Source organism: Flavobacterium sp. LHD-80, assembly GCF_030929605.1.
Classification (GTDB): domain Bacteria; phylum Bacteroidota; class Bacteroidia; order Flavobacteriales; family Flavobacteriaceae; genus Flavobacterium.
The window spans coordinates 414,783-441,291 of record NZ_JAVFVS010000004.1; the positions used below are offsets into that span (position 1 = coordinate 414,783).

At 33.4% G+C, this 26,509-nt stretch carries 22 protein-coding genes; 7 read left to right on the top strand and 15 right to left on the bottom strand.

Annotated features, from left to right (window positions below; genetic code table 11):
* The first annotated feature begins 155 nt into the window (after positions 1-155).
* Positions 156-1,124 carry an outer membrane beta-barrel protein gene (locus tag RB619_RS06360; protein ID WP_308095533.1) on the top strand — a complete coding sequence of 323 codons (969 nt, stop codon included), beginning with the start codon at positions 156-158 and terminating at the stop codon, positions 1,122-1,124.
* Positions 1,125-1,379: 255 nt separating this feature from the next.
* Here RB619_RS06360 and RB619_RS06365 read toward each other — a convergent pair whose 3' ends face one another.
* The 4 genes from RB619_RS06365 to RB619_RS06380 form a co-directional block, all read right to left on the bottom strand.
* A complete protein-coding gene (locus RB619_RS06365) occupies positions 1,380-2,375 on the bottom strand; it encodes a Gfo/Idh/MocA family oxidoreductase (RefSeq protein WP_308095535.1) in 996 nt (331 codons plus the stop codon).
* A gap of 284 nt (positions 2,376-2,659) precedes the next feature.
* Positions 2,660-4,768 (bottom strand): prolyl oligopeptidase family serine peptidase, encoded by a 2,109-nt coding sequence (locus tag RB619_RS06370; protein ID WP_308095538.1) that lies wholly within the window; start codon positions 4,766-4,768, stop codon positions 2,660-2,662.
* A gap of 239 nt (positions 4,769-5,007) precedes the next feature.
* Positions 5,008-7,215 (bottom strand): TonB-dependent receptor domain-containing protein, encoded by a 2,208-nt coding sequence (locus RB619_RS06375; RefSeq protein WP_308095541.1) that lies wholly within the window; start codon positions 7,213-7,215, stop codon positions 5,008-5,010.
* Positions 7,216-7,375: 160 nt separating this feature from the next.
* A complete protein-coding gene (locus tag RB619_RS06380) occupies positions 7,376-7,729 on the bottom strand; it encodes a hypothetical protein (RefSeq protein ID WP_308095544.1) in 354 nt (117 codons plus the stop codon).
* Positions 7,730-7,953: 224 nt separating this feature from the next.
* Between RB619_RS06380 and RB619_RS06385 the strand changes: the two genes are divergently transcribed.
* Positions 7,954-8,658, top strand: coding sequence for a porin family protein (locus RB619_RS06385; protein ID WP_308095546.1), 705 nt, complete (start codon positions 7,954-7,956; stop codon positions 8,656-8,658).
* Here RB619_RS06385 and RB619_RS06390 read toward each other — a convergent pair.
* Complete coding sequence (locus RB619_RS06390; RefSeq protein ID WP_308095548.1) at positions 8,653-9,258, bottom strand: hypothetical protein; 606 nt, start codon at positions 9,256-9,258, stop codon at positions 8,653-8,655. The two genes, RB619_RS06385 and RB619_RS06390, sit on opposite strands and share 6 nt — an antisense overlap.
* A gap of 187 nt (positions 9,259-9,445) precedes the next feature.
* Here RB619_RS06390 and RB619_RS06395 point away from each other — a divergent pair, with 187 nt between their 5' ends.
* From RB619_RS06395 to RB619_RS06405, 3 genes are all read left to right on the top strand, one after another.
* Entirely contained in the window at positions 9,446-11,917 is a 2,472-nt protein-coding gene (locus RB619_RS06395; RefSeq protein WP_308095551.1) for a bifunctional UDP-N-acetylmuramoyl-tripeptide:D-alanyl-D-alanine ligase/alanine racemase, read from the top strand.
* 198 nt (positions 11,918-12,115) lie between these two features.
* The gene (gene mscL / locus RB619_RS06400; RefSeq protein ID WP_035646047.1) at positions 12,116-12,490 is read left to right on the top strand and encodes a large conductance mechanosensitive channel protein MscL; all 375 of its coding nucleotides are present in this window, start codon (positions 12,116-12,118) and stop codon (positions 12,488-12,490) included.
* Between the two features lie 175 nt (positions 12,491-12,665).
* On the top strand, positions 12,666-13,655 hold the full coding sequence (locus RB619_RS06405; protein WP_308095554.1) for an aspartate-semialdehyde dehydrogenase: 990 nt from the start codon (positions 12,666-12,668) through the stop codon (positions 13,653-13,655).
* A gap of 201 nt (positions 13,656-13,856) precedes the next feature.
* Here RB619_RS06405 and RB619_RS06410 read toward each other — a convergent pair whose 3' ends face one another.
* The 7 genes from RB619_RS06410 to RB619_RS06440 all read right to left on the bottom strand — a co-directional run bounded on the left by RB619_RS06410 (position 13,857) and on the right by RB619_RS06440 (position 21,346).
* Positions 13,857-14,174 (bottom strand): 2Fe-2S iron-sulfur cluster-binding protein, encoded by a 318-nt coding sequence (locus RB619_RS06410; RefSeq protein ID WP_047777672.1) that lies wholly within the window; start codon positions 14,172-14,174, stop codon positions 13,857-13,859.
* Positions 14,175-14,235: 61 nt separating this feature from the next.
* Positions 14,236-14,718 carry a hypothetical protein gene (locus RB619_RS06415; RefSeq protein WP_308095557.1) on the bottom strand — a complete coding sequence of 161 codons (483 nt, stop codon included), beginning with the start codon at positions 14,716-14,718 and terminating at the stop codon, positions 14,236-14,238.
* A gap of 213 nt (positions 14,719-14,931) precedes the next feature.
* Positions 14,932-15,171 carry a NifU family protein gene (locus RB619_RS06420; RefSeq protein ID WP_026727037.1) on the bottom strand — a complete coding sequence of 80 codons (240 nt, stop codon included), beginning with the start codon at positions 15,169-15,171 and terminating at the stop codon, positions 14,932-14,934.
* Between the two features lie 81 nt (positions 15,172-15,252).
* Positions 15,253-16,383 carry an Mrp/NBP35 family ATP-binding protein gene (locus tag RB619_RS06425; protein ID WP_308095560.1) on the bottom strand — a complete coding sequence of 377 codons (1,131 nt, stop codon included), beginning with the start codon at positions 16,381-16,383 and terminating at the stop codon, positions 15,253-15,255.
* Positions 16,384-16,682: 299 nt separating this feature from the next.
* The gene (locus RB619_RS06430; RefSeq protein ID WP_308095562.1) at positions 16,683-19,115 is read right to left on the bottom strand and encodes an ABC transporter permease; all 2,433 of its coding nucleotides are present in this window, start codon (positions 19,113-19,115) and stop codon (positions 16,683-16,685) included.
* A gap of 129 nt (positions 19,116-19,244) precedes the next feature.
* Entirely contained in the window at positions 19,245-19,952 is a 708-nt protein-coding gene (locus RB619_RS06435; protein ID WP_144336429.1) for an ABC transporter ATP-binding protein, read from the bottom strand.
* Between the two features lie 146 nt (positions 19,953-20,098).
* The gene (locus RB619_RS06440) at positions 20,099-21,346 is read right to left on the bottom strand and encodes an efflux RND transporter periplasmic adaptor subunit (RefSeq protein ID WP_308095565.1); all 1,248 of its coding nucleotides are present in this window, start codon (positions 21,344-21,346) and stop codon (positions 20,099-20,101) included.
* Positions 21,347-21,504: 158 nt separating this feature from the next.
* Here RB619_RS06440 and RB619_RS06445 point away from each other — a divergent pair, with 158 nt between their 5' ends.
* Positions 21,505-22,848: a sigma-54 dependent transcriptional regulator gene (locus RB619_RS06445; protein WP_308095567.1), complete on the top strand. Its 1,344-nt coding sequence runs from the start codon at positions 21,505-21,507 to the stop codon at positions 22,846-22,848.
* A 158-nt stretch (positions 22,849-23,006) separates the two neighbouring features.
* A complete protein-coding gene (locus tag RB619_RS06450; RefSeq protein ID WP_308095569.1) occupies positions 23,007-24,332 on the top strand; it encodes a HAMP domain-containing sensor histidine kinase in 1,326 nt (441 codons plus the stop codon).
* Between the two features lie 173 nt (positions 24,333-24,505).
* On the opposite strand, the gene RB619_RS06455 is transcribed toward RB619_RS06450, so the two are convergent.
* The 3 genes from RB619_RS06455 to trmB all read right to left on the bottom strand — a co-directional run bounded on the left by RB619_RS06455 (position 24,506) and on the right by trmB (position 26,369).
* Positions 24,506-24,835: an MGMT family protein gene (locus tag RB619_RS06455; protein ID WP_308095572.1), complete on the bottom strand. Its 330-nt coding sequence runs from the start codon at positions 24,833-24,835 to the stop codon at positions 24,506-24,508.
* A 174-nt stretch (positions 24,836-25,009) separates the two neighbouring features.
* Positions 25,010-25,648 (bottom strand): LysE family transporter, encoded by a 639-nt coding sequence (locus RB619_RS06460; protein ID WP_308095574.1) that lies wholly within the window; start codon positions 25,646-25,648, stop codon positions 25,010-25,012.
* Positions 25,649-25,691: 43 nt separating this feature from the next.
* A complete protein-coding gene (gene trmB, locus RB619_RS06465; RefSeq protein ID WP_308095576.1) occupies positions 25,692-26,369 on the bottom strand; it encodes a tRNA (guanosine(46)-N7)-methyltransferase TrmB in 678 nt (225 codons plus the stop codon).
* Positions 26,370-26,509: the final 140 nt, after the last annotated feature.

A 26,509-nucleotide genomic window follows, 5' to 3' on the forward strand; every position in this document is an offset into this window, starting at 1 on the left:
GGAATGTAAAATTTTAATGTTAAAAATATGCATGCATAATACTTTTTTAGTAATATTGCCCGAAATTACAACGATTTCGTTCCAAGTCTAACAATACAGGCTGAAAGAATATGTTAAAATATTCTAAGTTTGTATAAATTAATTAAAACAGAATTATGAAAAAGAACCTATTTTTATTAGGATTATTAGTTTGCTCTATGGTTTCAGTAGCGCAGACAACAGAAAAAGCAGATAAACCAGAAAGCTGGTATTTTAAATTGGGTGGATCTTACTTCAACCAAACTGCTTCTACAGAATTTCCAGTTGTTGGAGGACAATTACCAAATAGAGATGTGTACGCAGGTACTTTAACTAATAATAAATTGGTTTCAAGAGAAAGTATTACAGGATCTTTTGGACAAGGTTTCAGAAGTGGAATTACTGCAGGATACCGTTTTTCTACTCGTTTAGGAGTTGAAATGTCAGCTAACTATTATTCTAGTAATGAGAAAACGATGGCTCAAACTACAAATAGATTGGCATCTTATAATCCAACTACAACTGTTGCTACATACGTTAACTTTACTGCTGAAGGACAAATCAAAGCTTTTGATTTAGCTCCAGCGATCGTAATGTTTTTAGGTGAAGCTCACGGTTTTGAGCCTTACACTAAAGTAGGAGTTATTGTTCCAGTTCATGGTACTTTAGATATTAAAACAAACAGAGAATATATTAGCTATGTAGGAGCAAATCAAGTTGCTAAAACTGATGCATATTCTAAAGATGTAGTTAAACCAAATCCAACTCTTGGTTTCATGGCTGCTTTAGGAACTTCTTATAAATTAGGAAAACATATTTCTGCTTTTGCTGAATTAGAGTACCGTAACTTTACAGTTCACGGAAAATCTAAAGAAACAACTATCTATACTGAAAATGGTGTTGATAAATTAAATACTAATACAAACTTTAGAGTTGGCTCTACAGCTTCAAACCATACACATTATGTTGATCATTTAGACACAAATTCTAATAACCTTTTAACAAATCCAAATGGAGTTGATCAAACTAAACCAATGGACGAGTTAAGTTCTTACGTTGGAATTTCTGGTCTAGGTTTAACTTTAGGTCTTAAATACAGTCTATAATTTTTATAGAAGTTTTATAGTTTTTTGAAAAAAGGATATTCGTGAGAATATCCTTTTTTTTTGTGCTTGTATTTTTTGAATTTTTAGTATTGTTTGTCATTCCGAGGAACGAGGAATCTCCACAAGTAACTCCATACAGAAAATCACCAATCTTTGTCGAGCTACTTGTGGAGATTCCTCGTTCCTCGGAATGACAATACTGTATGTAAATTATGATTTTTCCGGTGCTGTCTCTAATTTTTTAAATGACAATAATTAAGATTTCAAACCTCTAAACTCCTTCAAAATTTCATCAATAACCCAAGTTGTTCTTGCACCAGAAATTCCTTTTGATGGAGAAGCATTTTCTTTTCCTAAAAGTTCAGTAATTACAGTTTCTATAAAAGGTTGTTGAATGTGTAATGGATTTTCTATAGTAATACTTTCTTTCTCTCCATTTGTATATTGAATATGGATTGGATCATTTCCAAAAGTCGAAAACGAAATTTTTCCTTTATCGCCTACAATTTCAGTAGTATCGTAACGTTCAAAACTGCCAAAATTCCATATTCCAGATCCGTGAATTCCGTTTTCAAATAAAAACGACATTGAAACTGCATCTTCTGCAGGATAAGCAAGAAGTTGGGAAGTCGCATGCCCACGAACTGATTTGATTGGCCCTAAAACAAAATCCAGAAAATCTAAAGTATGGCAAGCCAAATCAACAAAAATACCGCCACCAGAAATATGAGGTAAAACGGTCCACGGAAGATTGATTTCATCATCATAACGTTCTTCGAAAGGATGATATAAAACACAGTTTACATGTCTGATGTTTCCTAATTTCCCTTGATCGATTATTTCTTTTATTTTTAAAAATCGAGGCAAAGCTCTTCGGTAATAAGCGACAAATAAAGGCACATTATGTTCTTTGCAAACGCTTATCATTTCATTGCATTCTTCAAAGGTCAGCGCCATTGGTTTTTCTACATAAACCGGTTTTCCTGCTTTGGCACATAAAATCGTATATTCTTTATGAGAAGAAGGAGGGGTTGCAATATAAACCGCATCAACTTCTGGATCATTTATTAAATCTGCTGCATTCGAATACCATTTTGGAACATTATGACGTTTAGCGTAATCTTCGGCAAGTGCTGCATCTCTTCGCATAACAGCAACTAAAGCTGAATTTGGAGCTTTTTGAAAAGCCGGACCGCTTTTTACTTCGGTGACATTCCCGCAGCCAATAATTCCCCATTTTATAATTTTCATCTTTTGGTTTTTTAGTTATTCAAATTTAGTGCAAATGGTTTATTAAAAAAAGTTAGCCACGACCCGAGCGATAGCGAACAGGCGAAGCAATTCACGAATTATTTTTTCACGCAGATTTAAAAATATTTGAGCAGATACACACAGATTTTTTTAATTAAATCGGCTTAAATCTGCAAAATCTGCGTGAAACAAAAAAAGCCACAAATTCACAAAATTAATTCGTGAATTGCTTCGCCTGTTCGCTATCGCTCGGGTCGTGGCTAAAAAAAAATCAGTTTAAAGTCTTACTTTGAAGGCAAAGCTTTAAAACCCATATTGTAAAGTGTGAACGCCTGGATATCTACGTTTTCCTGAATTGTAGCGGCAACAGATTTTCCTGCACCGTGGCCAGCTTTAACGTCAATTCTAATTAAAACAGGATTTTCTCCTGCTTGTTTTTCCTGTAATTCAGATGCAAATTTGAAACTATGCGCTGGAACTACACGATCATCATGATCTCCAGTTGTAACCATAGTTGCTGGATAATGTGTGCCTTGTTTGACGTTATGAACAGGCGAATACCCTTTTAAGTATTCAAACATTTCTTTGCTGTCTTGCGAAGTTCCGTAATCAAAAGCCCATCCTGCGCCCGCTGTAAAAGCGTTGTAACGCAACATATCCATAACGCCAACAGCTGGCAAAGCTACTTTCATTAAATCAGGACGCTGTGTCATGGTTGCACCCACTAATAATCCTCCGTTAGATCCTCCGCGGATAGCTAAATAATTTGATGAGGTATATTTTTGAGCAATTAAATATTCAGCTGCTGCGATAAAATCATCAAATACATTTTGTTTTTGCTGCTTTGTTCCAGCGTTATGCCATTTTTTACCGTATTCACCACCACCTCTTAAGTTGGCAACTGCATAAACACCTCCGTTTTCCATCCAAACTGCATTTGAAATACTGAAACTTGGCGTCAAACTAATGTTGAACCCACCGTAACCGTAAAGAATTGTTGGATTTTTGCCGTCTAATTTTGTTCCTTTTTTATAGGTAATAATCATCGGAACTTTTGTGCCATCTTTTGAAGTGTAAAAAACTTGTTTTGATTCGTAATCTTCGCTTTTGAAATCTACTTTTGGTTTCTGATAAATTTCAGATTTTCCAGATTTTGGTTCAAATGAGTAAATGCTCGTTGGCGTTGTGTAATTGGTAAAACTATAATACAAGATTTTCTCATTCTTTTTTCCGCCAAATCCTCCAGCAGTTCCAATTGCAGGAAGTTTGATTTCACGAACTAATTTTCCGCTATAATCATATTGCTGTACAAATGAAACGGCGTCTTTTGTATAGTTGGCAAAAAAGTATCCTGCGCCAGTTGAAGTTGTAAGTACGTTTTCAGTCTCTTTAATAAAATCTTTCCAGTTTTCAGGTTTTGGATTATTTGCGTCAACCGTAACGATACGTTTGTTAGGAGCATTTAAATCGGTATCAATAAACAATTTGCTTCCTTCACTTTCTATTACGCTATTGTCACTGTTGAAGTTGTCTACGATAGTTACAATAGGGCTATTTGGTTTGGTCAAATCCTTAATATATAATTCATTTCCGTAAGTTGAATTGGCCGCAGAAATTACTAAATAATGATTGTCTTCAGTTAGATAACCTCCAACGTATCTTCTTTTTTGATCGGCACCAAAAATTACTTTATCCTCTTTTTGAGAAGTTCCAAGTTTATGAAAATACAATTTATGCTGATCTGTTTTTGCAGATAATTCGCTTCCTTTAGGTTTGTCATAACTAGAATAGTAGAAACCTTCATTCCCATGCCAAGAGATACCACTGAATTTTACATCAACTAAAGTATCTTCCAAAACTTTTTTAGAAATAGCATCAATAATAATAACTTTTCTCCAGTCACTTCCGCCTTCAGAAATTGAATAAGCAGCTTTTGAGCCATCTTTAGAAAAATCTAATCCGCCAAGAGAAGTTGTTCCATCTTTAGAAAAAGTATTTGGATCAAGAAAAACTTCTTCTTTTCCATTCTGATCTTTTCTGTAAACAACAGATTGGTTTTGAAGCCCGTTGTTTTTAGAAAAATAAGTAAATTTTCCTTCTTGTGATGGAGCGCCAATTTTTTCATAGTTCCACAATTTTTCCATTCGTTTTTTTAGTTGTTCACGAAACGGAATTTTATCTAAATAACCATAGGTAACTTCATTCTCAGCTTTAACCCAAGCTCCAGTTTCAGCCGATTTGTCATCTTCAAGCCAACGATACGGATCGCTTACTTTAGTGTCAAAATAAACATCGACAGTTTCACCTTTTTTAGTTTGCGGATATTGAATTTTATTTTGTCCAAATGAAATTCCTGCAGTTGTAATTGCCATTAGTAAAAATGTTTTTTTCATATTTAAGTTTGTCGGTTTTAACAAAAATAGCACTTTTTGTGAGAGTTGAAGATATTTAACCGCAAAGCACGCTAAGAATTACGCAAAGCACGCAATATTAATCTCGCAAAGGCGTCAAGTCGCAAAGAATTTTAAAACTTTGCGTCTCTGCGACTTTGCGAGATTTTTTAAATGCTAAGCTAAATATAACTTTGCGAACATCGCGTAATTCTTAGCGTACTTTGCGGTTAAATCAAAAATTATAAATTGAAATTAATTCCCAAAACGATGTTTCTTCCAATATTAGGAATGCCGTCTGTTTTTAATCTTGAAAGGTGCGCAATGTATTTTTTATCAAATAAATTGTTTCCGTTTAAGTTGATGTCGAAAGCTGTTTTTCCAAATTTCACAGTTCCTCCAAAGCCTAAATTTACCAAAGTATAACCTTTAGAAGCCGTTTCAAAACCGCTCACATTGTCTTGGTTAAAAGTCGAAGAAACATTCAAAGAAGCAAAACCTTCACTTAGCCAGTTTTTGATATTGAATTCCGTTCTAAGTGTATTATTCCAGTTGTTTGCCGGAATTAAAGGCAAATAATCATCATTGTCTTTTTTGCCCGTTACCGTTTCAAAACTCGTTTCAAAATGCAACCAGTCTAACGGATGCGGGTGAATATGCAAGCCTGCCTCGCCTCCAAATAATTTTGCATTATCCTGAACATACGCAAACACATCGTTATTGTCTAAAATATCCCCAGTTGGCGAAGTATAAATATAATTGTTCACGTGGTTGTAAAATCCATTGATGAAAAACTCAAAATGTGAATTTTTATATTCTAAGTTTAAATCGGTTTGAACGTTTTGTTCTGTTTTTAAATTTGCATTTCCAATTTCATAACGGTTTGTCCCTTCGTGAACACCGTTTGAAGTTAACTCCGCTAAGTTTGGCGCTCTAAAACCAGTTGCAACATTTAAACGAAGCGTCAACGGTTCGGCTAATTTTGTTTTGTAACCAAGAGAAGCATTGAAGCTGTCAAAAGAACGGTCTAAAGCTTGAAAATAACCTTCTTCTCCTTCAATTCCATGCGCGATAGAATTTATATTTCGGTTGTCAAAACGCAATCCAGCTTGTAAAACGCTATTATCCCATTCGTAATTTGCAGTTCCAAAAACACCAAAATCATTTGTTGTAGCATCTGGAATCAAGTATTCTTCCCCTGAATTTGTATTCGTCTGATGCATTCCCTGAACGCCTAAAATGGTTTCGATTTTACCAAATTTCGGAAAATGATATTTTGCATTATAATTGAAAGTATTCAATTTCATGTGCAATGAAGCTTCGTTACTATCTTCAAATTCACTTCTGTCATTAGCAATGTATCCTAAATCAACATCTAATTTTGAGTTTTCAAAAAACACAACATTGTTCAAACTCAATAAATGGTTGAAAATTCCTTGTCTCGGAAACTGAGTGTCTTTGCTTGACGATTGTTCAGCAATTCCGTCTTCTGGAATTCCAATATCCAGTTTGTTGTAATTGTATCTTAAAACACTTGAAAAGGTTGAGTTGCTGTACCCAATTCCGGTTTTAAAATCGGTTTCATTGTATCGTGAATTTGTTACGCGATCGCCATCGGCAATTTTATAATCTGAATGTGTGTTGTAGCTTCCGCGTGCTAAAAATTTCCAATTATCGGTAGAAGTTTTTAATCCAATAGATGAATTGCTTCCTTGCGTATTCGTAAAATATTTTTGACTAAAATTGGCTTTGAAATCACCTGCATCAGCAAATTTTTCTGGATTGAAGTATAAAACCCCACCTAAAGCATCTGAACCATATAATAATGAAGCTGGCCCTTTTATAACTTCAACACTTTCGATTCCGGCGTCATTTAAACCTAAACCGTGCTCGTCTCCAAATTGTTGATTTTCGATACGAACGCCTTGTGAATACACTAAAACACGATTGCCGCTAAGTCCGCGAATTACTGGTTTTCCTATCGAAGTTCCAGTAGAAATCTGCGAAACTCCAGGAATTGTCGCTAAACCTTCAATTAAAGTTGAAGTTCCTTTTTGTTGTAAAGTTTTGATGCTTTCGTGTTCAATTTTCATTACATTTTGTGACTGTAATTTATTGAATGGCGTAGAAACAACTACTTCATCCATTTCCATAATGGACTCTAAAAGCGTAATATTCAGTGTGTTTTCTTTTGTTAATTTGGCAATTGTCTGATTTTGATTGGCATATCCAACAAAATTAAAAGCAAGTCTTAAACTTCCGTTCGGAAGATTATTCAATTCATATTTCCCGTTTACATCTGTAGTTGTTCCTTTATGTAATTCGGGCGCATAAACTGAAACGCCTGGCATTGGCTGATTTTGATTGTCGGTTACAATTCCTGAAACCGAATTTTGAGCAGAAAGTACGCTCGAAAAACCCAAAATTAGGGCTAGTATAAATTTTTTCATTTGGCAATGATGCTATAGTTAATTGATTTTTTCTTTTGAATAAAAAAACAAAAACGAACAGTAAAGCATTCTAATCCCAAATATTTAAATAGGATTAGGAAACTCAATGTTATTTGAATTTAAATTAAAAGAAATGTGAATTTTTTCGAATGATCGAAATTTAAGAAACTATAGCTGTCGGCGGTCCCCGAAGTAAATAAGCGCTTTCTGAAAATGAACTGATATTTTCTGAAAACGAAAAGAAATAAGGGATTTCTTTATGAAAAGTACGAAACTGAAACGAGAAGATTTCAGCAACAGTGTAAGTTCCAAAAGCAAAACTACAAACATAACATAAGTCGTAATTATGGTGTTGGTGTGTAATTTCACCACTTGGATCGTTATAATCGTGATGACACTGCTTTTCTGAAAGCTGTTTTACAATATGCTCAAAACTGTGTATGGACTGAAACAATATTGTGAACAATATTGTCAGCGTCATTGAAACACTTAATATGAGCTGTTTTCTTTTCATGCAAGGCAAAGGTATAAAAGCACAATGAAAAAATGATTCATTTTTTAGTTCTTGTTGCAGATTTATTGAAAAAAATGCAACAAATACTTTTATTCTTACACAAAAAGAGAATAATTGTTTTTAAAAAGCATCTTCAAAGTGGCATTATATTATATTTGTAAGTGAAATAAATGCACTGCAAAAAACGTTAAAACTTGAAAACCTCTTTAAAACCAAAATTCGATATGCGATTATTTTTTACTTGTTTGTTTTTTGTTTCATTTCTGAATGTTTTTTCACAAGAAGAAGTGAAGCCTGAAATCAAGCCCGTAATAAAAATCGATTCATTGTATCGTGAGGATCAGTTTTATTTTTCGATAGCCTATAATCTTTTGGTAAATACTCCAGAAAAATTAAAGCAGGATAAATTTTCTGCCGGAATTTCTGCGGGTTTTTTACGCGATATGCCAATCAATAAAAGCAGAACCGTTGCAATTGCTGCTGGACTTGGATTAAGTTATCAAAACTTCTATCAGAATTTTACAGTTTCTGAAGATACAAATGGCGCTCCAATATATGGCGTAAATGATTATGGCGAATTTGTTTCAAATCGATACAGACAATATTCTGTCGATCTTCCTATTGAATTCAGATGGAGAAATTCGACTTATGAAAGCACAAAATTCTGGAGAATTTACGGAGGTGTAAAAATGAGTTATATTTTCTCCAGCAAATCTATTTTAGACGATGGAGAAACTACCTATAAAATTGTTAATAATCCAGATGTAAATACATTTCAATACGGAATTTATCTGGCAACCGGCTACAACACCTGGAATGTTTATGCGTACTACGGTTTAAATCCTTTATTCAATTCGGTTGCTACAGTTTCTGGCGAAAAAGTCAATATGAAGGCAATGAATATTGGATTGATTTTCTACATTTTATAGCCACAAATAAATAAAAAGAACTTGTGGCAATGTGCCAATAAGTAATCCAATTAAAATTTCTCTAGAAGTGTGTGCCTGCATTTCCATTCGGGAAGAGGCTACAACACCAGTCAATAAGATCAATAAAGCAGGCCAGTACGGATTCTGCATCTGCAAATGTATGTTCAAGCCAATTACAAAAATGGCAAATCCGCTTATTGCAGCCACATGAAGGCTAGGTTTCATTTTGAATAAAGAACACACCAAGGCCAAAATTGATGTAAACAAAGCGCCTAGAAAAAAGAAATGTAATTCTGGATAACGCGTAATGATAATGCTTCGTTTTACCAATAAAATATATAAAAAACATTGCAACAACAACGGGATTTTACGCTGTGAAGTTTCATGAACCATAATAGAATCAACATGCCCAGTTGATTTTAGCAAAAGAAAAAACAAAACCGGAACTAAAATCGTGATGATTAGAATTTGGAATAAAACAAAGTATTTTTCTTGATTTGTAAATGCGTCTTCTTTGCAAAAAAGATAAAATAAAGTAGCATACATCGAGATGAAAATCGGATGTAAAATATAGGAGAATAGTGGAAGTATTTTTTTCAAAACGTTGTAATTTGTGGTGTTGAACAAATATAATGAAATAAAGTTTTTAGCCACAGATTAAAAGATTTTCACAGATTAAAATCCTTTTAATTGTTCTAATCTGTGGCAAAAAACTAAATAATAATTGTCGAAAATTTGGGAAATTAGTAGCAAACCTTTTTTTAAATTTGACAAAAAGAATTTCTAAATGAGCATCAACTTAAAAAACATAATTCAGGTTCTTAACGCTCAAAACAGTGCGCCAGAATCGGATATTTTCATTGATCATATTTCAATCGACAGCCGTTCATTGCAAAACGGTTCAAAAACATTGTTTATTGCCTTGTCTGGCGTTAACAATGACGCTCATTTATATATTCCGGAACTTATTGAAAAAGGTGTTCAAAATTTTGTTGTTAAGTATATTCCTGAAAATGTTGCCGGCAAAGCTAATTTTTTGGTCGTTAAAAACACTTTAAAAGCTTTGCAGCAATTTGCGGCTTATTACCGTAATTTATTTGATTTTCCTGTTATCGGGTTAACCGGAAGCAACGGAAAAACCATTGTAAAAGAATGGCTAAATTTCTTACTAAGTCCAGATTATAATATTATCAGAAGCCCGAAAAGCTATAACTCTCAAGTTGGCGTACCACTGTCGGTTATTGCGATAAATGAAAAACACAATTTAGGCATTTTTGAAGCTGGTATTTCAACCGTGAATGAAATGGAAAATCTCGAAAAAATCATTAAACCAAATATTGGTGTTTTAACAAGCATTGGGTCTGCACATGATGAAGGATTTTTAAATTTAGTACAAAAGATAGATGAAAAACTGCTTTTGTTTAAAGATTGCCCTATTATTATTTATCAAAAAAATGAAATTGTAGATTCCTGTCTTTCGCAATTTACAGCTGAATATATGATGCACCCGAGAACACTGTTTTCGTGGAGTTTTAAGGATGATTCTGCTGATGTTTTTATTCTGAAGAAAGAAACTAAAAACGAAATTACCCACATTCAATACCAATATAAAAACGAAATTTTCGATTTAGAAATTCCATTTAGTGATTCGGCTTCTATAGAAAATACTATTTCTTGTTTATTGGTTTTGCTTTATTTTAAATACGATTCTAAAACGATTCAAAACCGCGTGCAAATGCTGTATCCGGTACAAATGCGCCTGGAAGTTAAAAACGGAATCAACAATTGCAGTATCATTGACGATAGTTATAGTTCCGATTTTCAATCACTTAAAATAGCTTTAGATTTTCTGGAAAGTCAGCAAAAAAAGAATGCTACAAAAACAGTAATTCTGTCGGATATATTTCAAAGTGGCTTTTCAAATGAAGATTTGTATTCTAAAGTTTCTCAGCTTATTTCTGATAATAAAATCAATCGTGTAATTGGCATTGGCCCAACAATTTCATCTTTTGCAGCCAAATTTGCAAATTGTATTGCATTTCAAAATACAGCATCATTTATTGAAGCATTTGAAAGCCTAAATTTTAGCAATGAAACCATTTTGATTAAAGGTGCAAGATCTTTTCAATTTGAAGAAATTGTTTCGTTGCTTGAAGAAAAAACACATGAAACGGTTTTAGAAATAAACTTGGATTCTATAAGTCATAACTTAAATTACTATAAATCAAAACTTGACGATGACGTAAAAATCATGGTAATGGTAAAAGCTTTTGGTTATGGAAACGGAGGATTGGAAATCGCAAAATTACTGGAACATCATAAAGTAGATTATTTAGGTGTGGCTTTCGCCGATGAAGGAATTTCGCTGAAAAACGGTGGCATCAAATTGCCAATTATGGTTTTAAATCCAGAATCAACAAGTTTTCCGTCGATCATTCAATACAAATTAGAGCCTGAAATTTACAGTTTAAAAGGTTTGAATGCGTTTTTGAAAATTGCCAAAGAAAAGAATTTAAAAGATTTTCCGATTCATATTAAAGTGGATACTGGAATGCATCGATTGGGTTTTGAAGAAAACACAATTGATGAATTAATAGAAACTTTAAAAAATAATTCGAGCGTTCGTGTTCAAAGTATTTTATCGCATTTGGCAACAAGCGATGATCCAAAACATTTTGATTTTGTGGCAAAACAAATCGCTTTATTCGAGAAATTGTCTTTAAAATTAATGTCGGAATTGCAGATAAATCCAATTCGCCATATTTTAAATACTTCCGGAATTAGCAATTTTCCAAATGCCCAATATAATATGGTTCGTTTAGGAATTGGTTTGTACGGCGTTTCAAATGATTCTTTGGAACAAAAATATTTGGAGAATGTTGGAACATTGAAATCGATTATTTCTCAAGTTCGTACCATTCCGAGTGGCGACAGCGTAGGCTACGGGCGTCGTTTTATGGCCGAAAAAGAAACAAAAATCGCGACAATCCCAATTGGTTATGCTGACGGGATTTCAAGATTGTGGGGAAATGAAGTTGGTTTTGTCACCATCAAAAATCAAAAAGCCAAAATCGTAGGAAGTGTGTGTATGGACATGTTGATGGTTGATGTGAGTCATATTGATTGCAAAGAAGGTGATTCGGTAATTATTTTTGGCGAAAGCCCAACCGTTATCGAAATGGCCGAAGCTTTAAAAACAATTCCATATGAAATTATGACGAGCATCTCGCAGCGCGTAAAACGTGTATTTTTTAGATAGAATTTTTAAATCATATAAGTTAATAAGTTCATTTTAGTTGAACTGCTTTTCTTTTTTTACTGAATTATATCATTTAGACTGCATCAAGCTTATATTTCTTATATGACTTATATGGTGCAAAAGAGAAAAGAGTGTGGTTTTTTCAAGAAAATTGCGTATTTTCGGTATTCATTAATTATAAATGTAAATAGATACGATATGGGATTTTTTTCAGAATTTAAGGCATTTGCAATAAAAGGCAACGTAGTTGATCTTGCTGTTGCAGTAATTATTGGAGCAGCATTTGGTAAAATTGTAAGTTCATTTATTGAAGATGTAATTACGCCACTAGTATTAAAACCAGCTTTAGAAGCAGCACATTTAGAAAAAATTCAAGATCTTACGGCTTTTGGCGGTGTAAAATATGGTCTTTTTCTGTCGGCAGTAATTAACTTTGTTATTGTTGCTTTTGTTTTATTCTTAGTTATTAAAGGAGTAAACAAACTTAAAAAAGAAGAAGCTCCAGCTCCACCAGCTGGCCCAACTCAAGAAGAATTGCTTACACAAATTAGAGATTTATTAAAAAATAAATAAAAATATAATACCGCTACACTAAGTCTAACTTAACCGCCTTCTAAAGAGGCGGTTTTTTTACAAAATGTTTATTTTATAACATTTTGTTATTTTTTGTGAAGTGGCTTGCGGAGACTTTTATTATACTTATTTTTGCAGTACAAATTTGATTATAGAATTATTTAAAGATATAAAAATGAGAATTGCAGTTGTAGGTGCTACCGGAATGGTTGGCGAAGTAATGCTTAAAGTTTTAGCGGAAAGAAATTTTCCTGTTACAGAATTAATTCCTGTTGCATCAGAAAGATCAGTAGGAAAAGAAATTGAATATAAAGGAACAAAATATAAAGTGGTTGGAATGCAGACTGCAGTTGATATGAAAGCTGATATCGCAGTTTTCTCTGCTGGAGGCGATACTTCATTAGAGTGGGCTCCAAAATTTGCTGCTGCAGGAACAACAGTTATTGACAACTCATCTGCATGGAGAATGGATCCGACTAAAAAGTTAGTTGTTCCAGAAATCAATGCTTCTACTTTAACTAAAGAAGATAAAATTATTGCAAACCCAAACTGTTCTACAATTCAAATGGTTTTGGCTTTAGCGCCTTTGCACAGAAAATACAACATTAAAAGAATTATTGTTTCTACTTACCAATCAATCACTGGAACTGGCGTAAAAGCGGTTAAACAGTTAGAGAATGAGTACGCAGGAATTCAAGGTGATATGGCTTACAAATATCCAATTCATAGAAATGCGATTCCACATTGCGACAGTTTTGAAGATAACGGATATACTAAAGAAGAAATGAAATTGGTTCGTGAGACTCAAAAAATTCTTGGTGATAACACCATCAGAGTTACAGCTACTGCCGTTCGTGTACCGGTGGTTGGTGGGCATAGTGAAGCAGTAAACGTTGAGTTTACAAATGATTTTGAAGTAAACGAAGTTCGCGAAATTTTGCACAATACTGATGGAGTAGTAGTGCAGGATAATTTAGATACATTCACATACCCAATGCCATTATATGCTGAAGGTAAAAATGATGTTTTTGTTGGAAGAATTCGTCGTGACGAAAGCCAACCTAACACATTAAACATGTGGATCGTTGCTGATAACTTAAGAAAAGGTGCAGCAACAAACACAATTCAGATTGCAGAGTATTTAATCCAGGCTGGATTGGTATAATCTGAGAGATTAAATTAAATTGTTATAAAGAAAAAGCCGTAATCACAGCAATGTAATTACGGCTTTTTTGATTTATCAATAAACAGAAAACCCGAAAGGTTTTCAGAACCTGTCGGGTTTGAGAAAAATTAAAAAATTCCAAATCCCAATAAACAACTTATTTTATTGGGATTTGGAATTTTAATATTGGAATTTTATTTTTTAATATTCTGGAGCCAGTTCTAGTTCCAGACCTTCTAAATCTGTAGTGATTGGTATTTGACAACCCAAACGGCTGTTAGACTTAACATAAAATGCTTCCGACAGCATGGCTTCTTCTTCGTCTCCCATTTCTGGCAACGCAACATCATTTAGAACATAACACTGGCAGGAAGCGCACATTGCCATTCCTCCGCAGGTTCCTTCAACAGGAAGTTCGTATGCTTTGCATAACTCCATTATGTTCATTGCCATATCAGTTGGAGCTTGTAATTCGTGTATAACTCCTTCTCGATCTTTAATCTTAATTAATACATCCATTTTTATTATTTGGAATTTTAAGGGTCAGGATTTTATAACGTGAAAAAATCCTATGTTCAATTTAACTTGTTGGTTTTAGGCTGAATGCATATTCTTTTCTGGTGCTGTCTTTAAGATGCATTTTTACACCTAGCATATTGCCGCTTTTATCAAGCAATGTAACTATTACAATTACAGAATAGTAATCCTTACCGCCCTGAAAAACTAGTGTTCCTTCATATGTTGAATTTACAACTCCTTGTTTATCTGTTGTTACAGAGACTTTTCTAGGGTGCGAAAATTCAGCTGTGCTGTAAGTTGCTTTATTTGCAAATTTTGCTTTTCCTTCAGCAAAATCATATAAAAAATCATAATTGCCAATTCTCAAACTTCCTTCTTCACTACCAGGAATAGTATTAAAAACAATTTGTCCTGAATATTGAAAATCCGACCATTCTTCTGCTTCATTTACCCATGCCTTGTCAACAACTAGAGTTTGTGCTTGCTGCGCATAATTTACAGATACAAAAAACAACAATAAAAATAAAGTGTAGTAGTGTTTCATAAATTTTAAGATTTAGGGTTATTTTACAAATTTAAGTTAAATAAGTAAAAATACCGTAACTAAAACTCTTAAATCTTTATGTTGTTTTTTGTAAAATCTGCAATAATTTATTTGATTTTGATTGTTTTTATTATAAAAACCAAGAAAAAGACTCAAAAGAAATACTATTCTTGTTAATAATCAAAAATCGCAAATGCTAAGAAAAACAATTTACTACATGATATTTACCACAGTTTCAATTTGTGGTGCATACTTTTTAATAGTAGTTTCTACTCCTGCTTTTAGTGTCATTTGATTTACGCTGCAGCTAATGCATGCGCCTTCAAGACGAACTTTTACGTGCTTATCTTCATCAATAGAAATTAGCGTAATATCGCCTCCGTCAGATTTTAAAAATGGCCTTATTTCGTCTAAAGCTAATAAAACGTTATTTGTTAATTCTTCTGTTGTCATAATATTAATGTGTCAATTAGAGAATGTGTCAATTAGAAAATTTAATTCATTATCTAATTGGCACATTATCTCATTATCTAATTATTTTTTCACTGCAGAGCATCCTGCCATTGTTGTAATTTTAATGGCTTCAGTTGCTGGCAGATTTTCGTTTCTGTTTACTGTTTCCTGTACAACATTTCGAGTGATTTCTTCAAAAACAGTTTCAATTACTGAGGCTGTTTGTAAAGCTGCTGGACGACCGTAATCTCCTGCTTCACGAATAGATTGTACAATTGGAACTTCACCTAAAAATGGAACATCTAAATCTTGAGCAAGGTTTTTTGCACCTTCTTGACCAAAGATATAATATTTGTTTTCTGGTAATTCTTCTGGTGTAAAGTAAGCCATGTTTTCAATAATTCCTAAAACCGGAACATTGATGTTGTCTTGCATGAACATTGCAACTCCTTTTTTAGCATCTGCAAGAGCAACTGCCTGAGGTGTACTTACTACAACTGCTCCTGTGATTGGCAGTGATTGCATGATAGAAAGGTGGATATCTCCAGTTCCTGGAGGCAAATCTAGAAGCATAAAATCTAGTTCTCCCCAGTCTGCATCAAAAATCATTTGATTTAATGCTTTTGCAGCCATTGGACCTCTCCAAATTACAGCTTGGCTAGGCGCTGTAAAGAAACCGATAGAAAGTATTTTGATTTCATAACTTTCAATTGGTTTCATTTTTGATTTTCCGTCAACGGTAATCGAAATTGGTTTTTCGTTTTCAACATCAAACATAATCGGCATCGAAGGTCCGTAGATATCAGCATCTAAAATCCCAACTTTGAATCCCATTTTTGCAAGTGTTACAGCAAGATTTGCAGTAACAGTTGATTTTCCAACTCCTCCTTTTCCAGAAGCAACGGCAATAATATTTTTGATGCCAGGAATTGCTTTTCCTTTTATTTCATTAGGATTTTCCTTGGCTTCAACTTTAATGTTAACTTTAACTTTAGCATCTGCCGATATCAAATCATGAATTGTTTTTTTGATATCATCTTCTGCTCTTTTCTTGATGTGCATTGCAGGTGTATGAAGCACTAAATCGACTACAACTTCATCACCAAATGTAATAACGTTGGCAACTGCACCGCTTTCAACCATATTTTTTCCTTCTCCAGCTATAGTGATAGTTTCTAAAGCTTTAAGAATTTCTTTTCTATCTAATTTCATTTTTAATGTAGGTGTTTTCTAATGATGAAACTTGTTTAAATACTGTATTTATTTAAACTTGTTTCAGATTGCAAAGATAACAGATTAAGTTCGGATTCTTACTTTTTTTGAATCGTATTTATTGATATCGAAATTATTCAAAATGATAACGTTGCATTTTTTTTGAAGTGGTTTTAAAAAGTAAAGTAGCGAAAAGTGATTTTTTGGCAAAAAAAAAGAAAATTTAAGTTGAAAAAAGACAAAAAGAAACCCGCCAAGATTCTGATTTGGCGGGTTTCTTAAAAAAAATGGTCTACAAGTTATTCGTATTTTAGATATTTCAAAACATCTATTTTAGTTACTTGATATGCTTTTGTCAACACGATCAGCAACGTAAGGATCAATAATGAAACTAATGCGATCGAAAATGGCAACGTTGAAATGTTTATTCTGAATGCATAATCTTCAAGCCATTTTTGTAATAAAACATAAGCCGGAACGATTCCGATTCCAAATCCAAGTAAACAGAATAAGACATATTGTTTTGATAATTCTTTCAACAAAATATCAGTTTCTGCACCCAGCGTTTTTCTAATTGCGATTTCTTTCAGTCTTCTCTCCATCGAAAATGATGCCAAAGCGAACAATCCAAACACAGCAATTATAATAACGACTAAATTTAAAATGAAAAATAGGTTTTTCTGCTTGATTTGTTCTTGATATGTTCTTGCAAAACCTTTGTTAACAAATTCATATTCAAAAGGATAATCAGGATTTACATTTTTTGCCCAGTATGATTTCAAATTTTCTAACGTTTCTGTTAAATTATTTGGTGATACTTTTACAAAAATATTATTGAAGTTGTTCCATCCCAAGGTTTTGATGTTTATAAAAACCATTGGAGGAACTTTATTTTGTAAACCTGTAATATGAAAATCCTTAACAACACCTACGATTTTAAATTTCAAATTCCCACTATCGTTTTTAGACCAGCCCGAAGTAATTATGGTATTTATTGGGTTTTTTAAATTCAAAGTTTTAGCAAGTGTTTCATTAATCAACATACTGCTCACGGTGTCAGAAGCAAATTTTGGAGATAAATCACGCCCTTCAACAATTTTGATTTTCATCATTTCAAGGAATCCAAAATCGATTTCTGCATTTCTTGGCTGAACAAAAATTCCGTTATGCGTAAATCCAGAACTTGAATTGGTGCTTCCGCCAAAACTTCCTGCAAATGTAGTTACGTCGACAACTCCTGGAATTTTTTTGATTTCTGGTTTATCAACGCCATATTGTTGCGTTCTTTTTTGTCTGTCCGGTTTGTTGTACGGAATCGAAATTACCTGATCGCCGTTAAAACCAAGATCTTTGTTCATCATATAATTCACCTGCGAATTGACAATCAAGGCGCCAATAATGAAAAACGCTGCAATCCCGAATTGAAAAATAAGCATCGAATTTCGAATCCAGATACCGCTTTTGCTTCTCGAAAAATTGCCTTTAAGTACTTTTAAAGTCTCAAAATTTGAAATATAAATGGCTGGGAAGATACCTGCAAGAATGATTACTAATCCAAAAATCATAATAAGTTGCAGGTAAAATTCGCTCCCATTCATGGTTAAAGTCTTCTTCAAAAATGTATTGTAATAAGGCAATGAAAGCTCTACAATTGCCAGTGCAAACACAATCGCAAGTATAACAATTATTGCAGTTTCAAATATAAATTGAGAAATAATTTGGTTTTTGGTAGCGCCCACAATTTTGCGAACACCAACTTCTTTTGCGCGTTTGATTGCCGATGCAGTTGCTAAATTGATGTAGTTTACCAATGATAAAACTAAAATCAAAATAGACAAACCAGCCATAATATAAAGCAGTTTTAAATTCCCAACACCTTCCGGGAAGTTTTGTCCTGCCGAGCTTTTTGTTCCATGCAAACGAGACATTTGCAACTGATCTAAAATAACAGTTACTTCGCCGTTTTCTTTTACATATTGTTCTGGCGTTTGACCATTTTCTTTGGCGTCTTTTAAAGTTCGGTTTACATAATTTACGTTTTGCATTTTCTTCAAAACAGCAACCGGATTAGCACTTTTTTTGATTTTTACAAGTAAACCGTAATTGAAATTCCCCCAACTGTTGATGTCGTTTTCACGTTTTACACCGCTAAAAACATAGTTTGGCTCCATTGACGAAGGCGAAATAATACGATAAACAGCTTTTACAGTATAGGTTCCGGTATTGTATGTGATCGCTTTTCCAATTGGATCCACGTCTTTAAAAATCAATTTTGCTTGTTCTTCAGAGAGTGCAACGCTGTTTTTTTCTTTTAAAATATTGGTTTTAGCGCCTTTTAGGATTTCGAAAGGGAAAAAATCAAAGAAATTTTCGTCGCTTACAGTAATCTTTTTCGCCATCAATTTTTGGCCTTGATATTTGATGATATCCTCGTCATACCAAGTGTTAAAGAAGCAGATTTTTTCAATCTCAGGAATTGTTGCTTTGCAAGTTTCTCCAAACGGAATCGAGTTTGATCCCCAAGTATCGCCTGTTGCGCCAATTTTGTTAAGCACCATATAAGCGTTTTCTTTGTTCGGATTCCATTGATCATATGAATGTTCATTGTTCCAATATAATATTGCAAAGATTACACTGGCAACCCCAATGCTTAATCCTAAAACATTCAAAAACGAAAACATTTTGTTTTGCTTCAAATGATAAATAAATATTTTAAACCAGTTAGAAATCATGGTATTTGTGTTTTGTAGTTATTTGGGTTCTTTATAACCCGATACGTTTTTTAAATAATAGCCCATATTTTGCAGACAAATTCTACCAGAATTACGATTGCTGCTACGATAAATTTTACCATCTTTTTTTTATTTAGCGTCCATAAAAACATCTACATTTCTCTGGTTTAATTTTTCAGAGAATATCACGCCGTCTTTCATATGAATGGTTCTTTGTGAGAACGAAGCATCATAATCAGAGTGGGTTACCATCAAAATTGTTGCGCCTTTTGCGTGTAAATCGGTTAAAAGTTCCATTACTTCATTACCGTTTTTACTGTCTAAGTTTCCAGTTGGCTCATCGGCAAGAATAATTTTCGGGTCATTTACCAAAGCTCTTGCAACGGCAACTCTTTGCTGTTGACCTCCAGAAAGTTGTTGCGGAAAATGTTTCAATCGGTGCGAAATATTTAATTTCTCGGCAATAGCTTCAATTTTTTGTTTTCTTTCCGATGCTTTCACATTGTTGTACAGCAAAGGCAACTCGATATTGTCATAAACCGAAAGTTCGTCGATCAAGTTGAAATTCTGAAAAATGAATCCAATATTTTCTTTACGAACCTGCGCTCTTCCTTTTTCTTTAAGACCAATCATTTCTTGATCTAATAATTTATAACTACCATCATTGGCACTGTCTAAAAGCCCGATGATGTTTAATAAAGTCGATTTTCCACAACCTGAAGGTCCCATGATAGTTAAAAAGTCACCTTTTTTAATTTCTAAAGAAATACCGCTCAATGCTGATGTTTCTACTTCTTCTGTTCTAAAAACTTTGGTTAAATTTTGAATTGTTATCATTTTTGTAAAGGTGTTAAATGTTGTTAATTACGTTTTTTGATTGATGATTGATGATTTATAATTGTGAATTATTAATTGTAAATTGTGAATTGACTGCTGAAAACTGAAACTGTATACTAAATCAAGACTGATCACTAAATGCTTGATTACTGATCACTACTAATAGAAAGCTCCTCAATATCCTTGTAATCTGAATACGATGAAGTAATCACCGATTCGCCTTCTTTTAAACCTTCAAGAACTTCATAATAAGAAGGATTTTCTCTTCCTAATTTTATATTTCTTCTTTCAGCTTTGTTGCCTTTTACGACAAAAATCCATTTTCCTGCAGTTTCTTGATTAAAGCTTCCTTTCGGCAACACTAAAATTTTATTTCTTTCAGATAAAATCAGTTTTACTCCAAAACTAAGTCCGTCTTGCAAAACAATATTTTCTTTAGAGGTAAAAGCCAATTCTACTGTAAAATGACCGTTTTTTACTTCCGGAATAACTTTGGTAACAATAACTTCAAGCGCTTTCCCTTTAAATTCTACTTGGCCTTTCAAGCCTTCGCGAACTTTCTCCAAATAAAATTCATCAACATCGGCAGCAAGTTTATAACCACGTTTTGAATCGATTTTTCCAATGCTTTGACCTGCCTGAAAATTTTGTCCTAAGACAGCTTCAAATGATGTTAATCGGCCAGATTCTGGAGCGGTGATCAAGAAATTCTTTTTGTTGTTTCTTAAAATATCCAAACTTTTTTCCATGGTTTGAATGGAATGATTTATCTGCGAAATTTGAACTTGATTCGATTGTTTTTCTTTTTGAATACTCTGCTGAATCGTTCTTTTTCTTTCTTCCTGAAAACGCAAACTTTCTTTAAAAGTATTCCAGTCGTTTTTCGAAATAACCTCTTTATCATACAATTTCGAGTTCATATCGTACAATCTTTTGGCGTCATTATAATCGTGTTCGATTAAAACCAAATCTTTGTTTAAATTCAATTCCTGATTTCTAATGTTCAGTTTTCCTGTATTTAAATTGTTGATTTGCTCAATAATAGCGGTTTCCTGAGTTAAGTAATTCAGTTCTGTATTTGGATTGTAAAGTCTTGCCAACGATTGACCTTTTGTAACCATGGCACCGTTTTCAACAAAAATCTCTTTTACAGACCCGCCTTCAGTAACGTTTACAAGCATTACGTTTAAAGGCTCGACTTTTGCCTGAAAAACCACAAAATCTTCAAAAAAAGCCTTTTCAACTTTTTGAATTGAAAGTTCTTCGGCTTTTACATTTAAACTTCTTTTGGTGTTAAACGAAAAAAAGACAATTGTGGCCAAAACTAAAAAAACTCCAATTGCTATTGTGAGATATCTAAATTTTCTATTTTTACGAGGAATAACGGTGTCCATTTTTTAAATAATTTACTGATTACCAATAGGTAAATACTGTGCCACAAAATTTATAATTTGTAAAGCATTGATTTTAAAGAAGCTTTTCAAAACAACCCAAAACCAGAGTGTTCGATAATGAACAGTTGACCGTTCAAAATCGGACAAAAAAATACAGGATGAGAAAAAAACAAGCCCAAATATTAATTGTTGACGATCAGGAAGAAATTCTTTTTTCGGCCAAAATGATTCTCAAAAAACATTTTGAAACGATTTTTACTGAAAATAGTCCGAAAAAAATCATTGCTATTTTATCTGAAAATGACATAAATGTTGTTTTATTGGACATGAATTACCGAATTGGGTTTGAAGATGGACGCGAAGGAATTCATTGGCTGAAAGAAATCAAAACGCTTTCTCCAAATACAATTGTGATTTTAATGACCGCTTTCGGAAAAATCGACACTGCGGTTGAAGGTATAAAAATTGGCGCTTTTGATTATGTTTTGAAACCTTGGAACAATGAAAAACTGCTCGAAATAATTGATAAAGCTGTCACCGAAAGCCGAAAAAACAACAAAAAACCTGTTGTTGAAAAAACAGAAAAAAGATATTTTACAGGAACTTCTCAAAAAATAAAACAAGCGTATTCAATTGCTGAAAAAGTAGCCAGAACAGATGCGAATGTTTTAATTCTAGGCGAAAATGGAACCGGAAAATATGTTTTTGCCGAGTTTATTCATCAAAATTCCGAAAGAAAAAACGAACCTTTTATTCATGTTGATTTAGGATCTTTAAGTGATAATTTGTTCGAAAGTGAACTTTTTGGATACGCAAAAGGCGCTTTTACTGATGCTAAAATAGATACGCCCGGAAGATTTGAGTCGGCTCAAAATGGAACTATTTTTCTGGATGAAATCGGAAATATTCCGCTTCATCTGCAATCTAAATTATTGCATGTGTTGCAGACAAAAACAGTTACACGTTTGGGCGAAAGCAAAGCAAGGCCTTTAAATGTGCGAATTATTTCGGCAACTAATAATGATATTAAAGCCGAGGTAAAAAATAAAGTTTTCAGAGAAGATTTGCTGTACCGAATCAATACGATGGAAATCAATTTACCGCCTCTACGCGAACGAAAAGAAGATATTGTGCCAATGGCGCATTTTGTTCTGGACCAGATTGCTGAAAAATACAATCAAGATAATTGGCATTTTGAGGAAAATGTTGCGCCGTATTTAGAAAAATATCCATGGAAAGGAAATGTCCGCGAAATGGAAAATAAGATTGAGCGCGCATTAATTTTGGCAGACAATAATACAATTTCTGTTCATGATCTTGATATTTTGGATTTTGAAGAAATTCAGGAAAATGATGAAAATCCATTATCCGAATTAGAAAAAGCAGCAATCGAAAAAGCACTTTTTAAACACCACGGAAATATCTCAAAAACCGCCGAAGAATTAGGATTGTCTAGAGCTGCTTTGTACAGGAGAATTGAAAAATACGATCTAAAAAATTAAGGTAAAAGCGTTAATTTAACCGCAAAGTACGCAAAGTAATTTTTTGCAGTGTTTGTAATTGTTTTATTAAGTTCGCAAAGCTATATGTAACGTTCCTTGCGTAAAATCCTTGCGACCTTTGCGGTTAGATTTTCATCAGCATAAAAAAAATAAATATAATGAAAAACTGGAAATTTTATAACGCTTTGTTCGTGAGAGTTTTGTTTGTAATGATTCTCTTTTTCTTCTGCGTTTTTCTGATTTATAAAATGTTTTATTATAACGCAATTTTAGTTGGCTGTTTCGTTTTTATAATGCTGGCTGAAATGTACTTTTATGTAAAAAATCAATTGCAGTTTTACGACAGAACGTTGCTTTCGATTTTGCAGAATGACTTCACAACAAATTTCCCTGAAGAGAATAAACGAGACAATTTTGAAAGTTTGTATTTGTTGTATGAAACATTGAAAGTGCAGCAACAAGAACAAATTTCGAAAGAATTGATTTATCGTTCGCTTCTGAATAATATTGAGAGTGCTGCTTTGATTTTGGAAAAAGAAGATGACGACTGGAACATTTTTTTGATGAATGATTGTTTTTCGGATTTATTTAAAGTGCCAAAAGTGAGTCATTGGAAATACCTTAAAAATTATCTTCCTTCACTTTGTTTTGAAATTGAAAAAACAGATTTTAGCGAATTAAAATCGGCTATTTCTATAAAAATTGAAGAGCAGGATTTGCAGACTTTTATGCTCCAGACTTCGCGAACTCAGAGTTACAACAGAGAATATTTTATTATTTTATTAGATAGTATTCAGCGCGTTATCGAGAAAAAAGAAAAAGAAGCCTGGATCAATTTGATGAAAATTATTTCGCATGAGTTAATGAATTCTTTGACGCCAATTCGCGCGCTTTCGCAGAATTTACTTCACATTGTCGATCAGGAAAATTTAGAAGAAGATGATTTTGAAGATATAAAAAGCAGTATTTCAACTATCATAAATAGAAGCGATCACTTGCAGGCTTTTGTTGAAAATTACCGCAAACTGGCCATGCTACCAACGCCAACAAAACAAATGACGTCAATAAATGCACTTTTCGACGATTGCCTTCGCATCATGAGTCCGATTTTGAAAGCCGAGAATATTGAATTGATCAATGAAATTCATAGCTCGCGTTCTATTTTAATTGATAAAAATCAGATGGAACAAGTGATTATTAATTTGATTACAAACAGTATTTATGCACTGAAAGAAAAAGCAGAAAAGAAATTGTATGTCTCAAGTTATACCGAAAACAATCGTTTTTTTATCTCAATAGCTGACAACGGAAAAGGAATCGATCCAGAAATTCAGGACAAAGTTTTCCTTCCTTTTTTCACCACCAGAAAAGACGGCGCCGGAATTGGTTTAACGCTTTCTAAAAATATCATTGAAGCGCACGGCGGTTATTTAAGCTACCAAACCGATGAAGATAAAACGAGTTTTGTGATTTGCCTGATTTAAAAAAATGAACCATATAAGTTATATAAGTTCATTTTAAATTTTTGTGCTGCGTCACTGTGTGATTTAATCTCGCAAAGTCGCGAAGTCGCAAAGTTTTTTCTTTAAAGTTTTCTTTGCGACTTCGCGACTTTGCGAGAGATTTATCCGCAACGCATAAAATGAACTTATATAACTTATATGGTGTAAATTTCCGGTTCCCAAAAATGTTTTTCGAGATCTACAATTTGATTATCCACAACTTTAACGCCTTCATTTTCTAAAAGCTGTTGCATTAAATTCGTTCCATCAAAATGGTGTTTTCCTGTCAAAAGTCCTTTTCGGTTTACTACTCGGTGAGCTGGAACATCATCCATATTATGACAGGCATTCATTGCCCAGCCCACCATTCGGGCGGAGCGTGCGGTTCCTAAAGCTTTTGCAATTGCGCCATAAGAAGTTACTCTGCCGTACGGAATTTGTCTGGCAACTGCATAAACTCTTTCGAAAAAATTCTCTTCAGCCATAATTTATTTTTTTGCCACAGATTAAGTGGTTAAAAAAGTGTTTTTTAGTCTCACGCAGATTTTGCAGATCAGGCGGATAAAAAATAAGAATAATTAATCTGCTAAATCTGCAGAATCTGCGTGAAAAAATCTTTACTACAAAGATAAAATCATTTTAATCTGTGTCTTATATTCTTATCCGAAATAATAATTCAGAATATTAAAAAGTGTCACAATTGCAACTAAACCAGTAATGCTTCCGATAATGGTATTCATATTGCGCATCAAGTAATCCGTTTTCTTTTCGATTCTTCCAAAGAAAGCAATGTAACTGTACAAAGCAGCGAACGAACCCAAAACCGAACCCAAAACAAAAGTGAAAATGATATTATTTTCAAATGCAAAAAGATTGTAAGACGCTAATGTAACGCTAACAACAACGTAATACGGAATAGGGAAAAAGTTTAATCCAGAAAGCAACATTCCGAGAAAGAAACGACTCTTTTTACTGCTTTTTTTGATTTTTGATTTCTTTTTTGATTTTGGTTCTTTGGCAATAAACAAAAAGTAAATTGTCAAAATAGAGAAAATTACAAAACCAACTTCACGCAATAAAGTCACAACATCTGGTCGATTGTCGATCACACGTGCAAATAAAACAGCTACCGAAACCTGAAAGAAAATGACTAAAACTGCTCCGGTAACAAAGGATAAAGCATTCTTTTTTCCTTCTTTCATATTTATTTTGGCTGCTGTCATATTGAGTAAACCTGGCGGAATAATCCCAATTGCAGCCGCAATAAAGCCCGAAAGTAATGGAGTAAATATTGCCATTCAGTTACTAGATCAGTTAGAATATATGTTTTTCAAAATTAAATTAGTCTTTAATTTTGAAACGAATATACGTAATTGCCTTGTTAATTTCTAAATATTGTTTTTCGTAAAATGTCTGAATTGAAGTCACGACTTCAGGACTTCCTTCGTTTTTATATACGTTATGATTGGCGTAAAGCACCTCGTGTCCTTCTCCGTGAAGCAACCCAAGTGTATAGCCATGCATGAATTCGCTGTCGGTTTTTAAGTTTACGACACCGTCTTTTTTAAGGATTTTTTTGTACAATTGAAGAAACTCAGAATTCGTCATTCTGTGTTTTGTTCTTTTGTATTTGATCTGCGGATCTGGGAAAGTAATCCAGATTTCGTCTACTTCGCCTTCAGCAAAAATATGATTGATCAATTCGATTTGAGTACGAACGAAAGCTACATTATGAAGTCCGTCTTCAACAGCAGTTTTAGCGCCTCTCCAGAAACGAGCACCTTTAATATCAATTCCGATAAAATTTTTGTTAGGATATTTTTCAGCTAATCCAACAGAATATTCTCCTTTTCCACAACCTAATTCTAAAACTAATGGATTGTCATTTTTAAAGAAATCAGAATTCCATTTCCCTCTTAAAGGCATTAAGTTGCCTACAACTTCTTCTCTGGTTGGTTGAAAAACGTTTTGAAATGTTTCGTTTTCTCTGAATCTCTTAAGTTTATTTTTACTTCCCACTTTTACAAAAATTTTCCGCAAAATTAAGGAATATAAACGAATGGACGAGACGCAATTATGGTTTAAATTTTTTTAGCCACAGATTTCACAGATTTTAAGGATTTTTTAATCTGTTTAATCAGTGAAATCTGTGGCCTATC

What these genes read in the sequence shown, in the direction of transcription:
- RB619_RS06360 (WP_308095533.1), top strand. Translation starts at nt 156, where the DNA reads ATGAAAAAGAACCTATTTTTATTAGGATTATTAGTTTGCTCTATGGTT.
- RB619_RS06365 (WP_308095535.1), bottom strand. Translation starts at nt 2,375, where the DNA reads ATGAAAATTATAAAATGGGGAATTATTGGCTGCGGGAATGTCACCGAA.
- RB619_RS06370 (WP_308095538.1), bottom strand. Translation starts at nt 4,768, where the DNA reads ATGAAAAAAACATTTTTACTAATGGCAATTACAACTGCAGGAATTTCA.
- RB619_RS06375 (WP_308095541.1), bottom strand. Translation starts at nt 7,215, where the DNA reads ATGAAAAAATTTATACTAGCCCTAATTTTGGGTTTTTCGAGCGTACTT.
- RB619_RS06380 (WP_308095544.1), bottom strand. Translation starts at nt 7,729, where the DNA reads ATGAAAAGAAAACAGCTCATATTAAGTGTTTCAATGACGCTGACAATA.
- RB619_RS06385 (WP_308095546.1), top strand. Translation starts at nt 7,954, where the DNA reads ATGCGATTATTTTTTACTTGTTTGTTTTTTGTTTCATTTCTGAATGTT.
- RB619_RS06395 (WP_308095551.1), top strand. Translation starts at nt 9,446, where the DNA reads ATGAGCATCAACTTAAAAAACATAATTCAGGTTCTTAACGCTCAAAAC.
- mscL (WP_035646047.1), top strand. Translation starts at nt 12,116, where the DNA reads ATGGGATTTTTTTCAGAATTTAAGGCATTTGCAATAAAAGGCAACGTA.
- RB619_RS06405 (WP_308095554.1), top strand. Translation starts at nt 12,666, where the DNA reads ATGAGAATTGCAGTTGTAGGTGCTACCGGAATGGTTGGCGAAGTAATG.
- RB619_RS06410 (WP_047777672.1), bottom strand. Translation starts at nt 14,174, where the DNA reads ATGGATGTATTAATTAAGATTAAAGATCGAGAAGGAGTTATACACGAA.
- RB619_RS06415 (WP_308095557.1), bottom strand. Translation starts at nt 14,718, where the DNA reads ATGAAACACTACTACACTTTATTTTTATTGTTGTTTTTTGTATCTGTA.
- RB619_RS06420 (WP_026727037.1), bottom strand. Translation starts at nt 15,171, where the DNA reads ATGACAACAGAAGAATTAACAAATAACGTTTTATTAGCTTTAGACGAA.
- RB619_RS06425 (WP_308095560.1), bottom strand. Translation starts at nt 16,383, where the DNA reads ATGAAATTAGATAGAAAAGAAATTCTTAAAGCTTTAGAAACTATCACT.
- RB619_RS06430 (WP_308095562.1), bottom strand. Translation starts at nt 19,115, where the DNA reads ATGATTTCTAACTGGTTTAAAATATTTATTTATCATTTGAAGCAAAAC.
- RB619_RS06435 (WP_144336429.1), bottom strand. Translation starts at nt 19,952, where the DNA reads ATGATAACAATTCAAAATTTAACCAAAGTTTTTAGAACAGAAGAAGTA.
- RB619_RS06440 (WP_308095565.1), bottom strand. Translation starts at nt 21,346, where the DNA reads ATGGACACCGTTATTCCTCGTAAAAATAGAAAATTTAGATATCTCACA.
- RB619_RS06445 (WP_308095567.1), top strand. Translation starts at nt 21,505, where the DNA reads ATGAGAAAAAAACAAGCCCAAATATTAATTGTTGACGATCAGGAAGAA.
- RB619_RS06450 (WP_308095569.1), top strand. Translation starts at nt 23,007, where the DNA reads ATGAAAAACTGGAAATTTTATAACGCTTTGTTCGTGAGAGTTTTGTTT.
- RB619_RS06455 (WP_308095572.1), bottom strand. Translation starts at nt 24,835, where the DNA reads ATGGCTGAAGAGAATTTTTTCGAAAGAGTTTATGCAGTTGCCAGACAA.
- RB619_RS06460 (WP_308095574.1), bottom strand. Translation starts at nt 25,648, where the DNA reads ATGGCAATATTTACTCCATTACTTTCGGGCTTTATTGCGGCTGCAATT.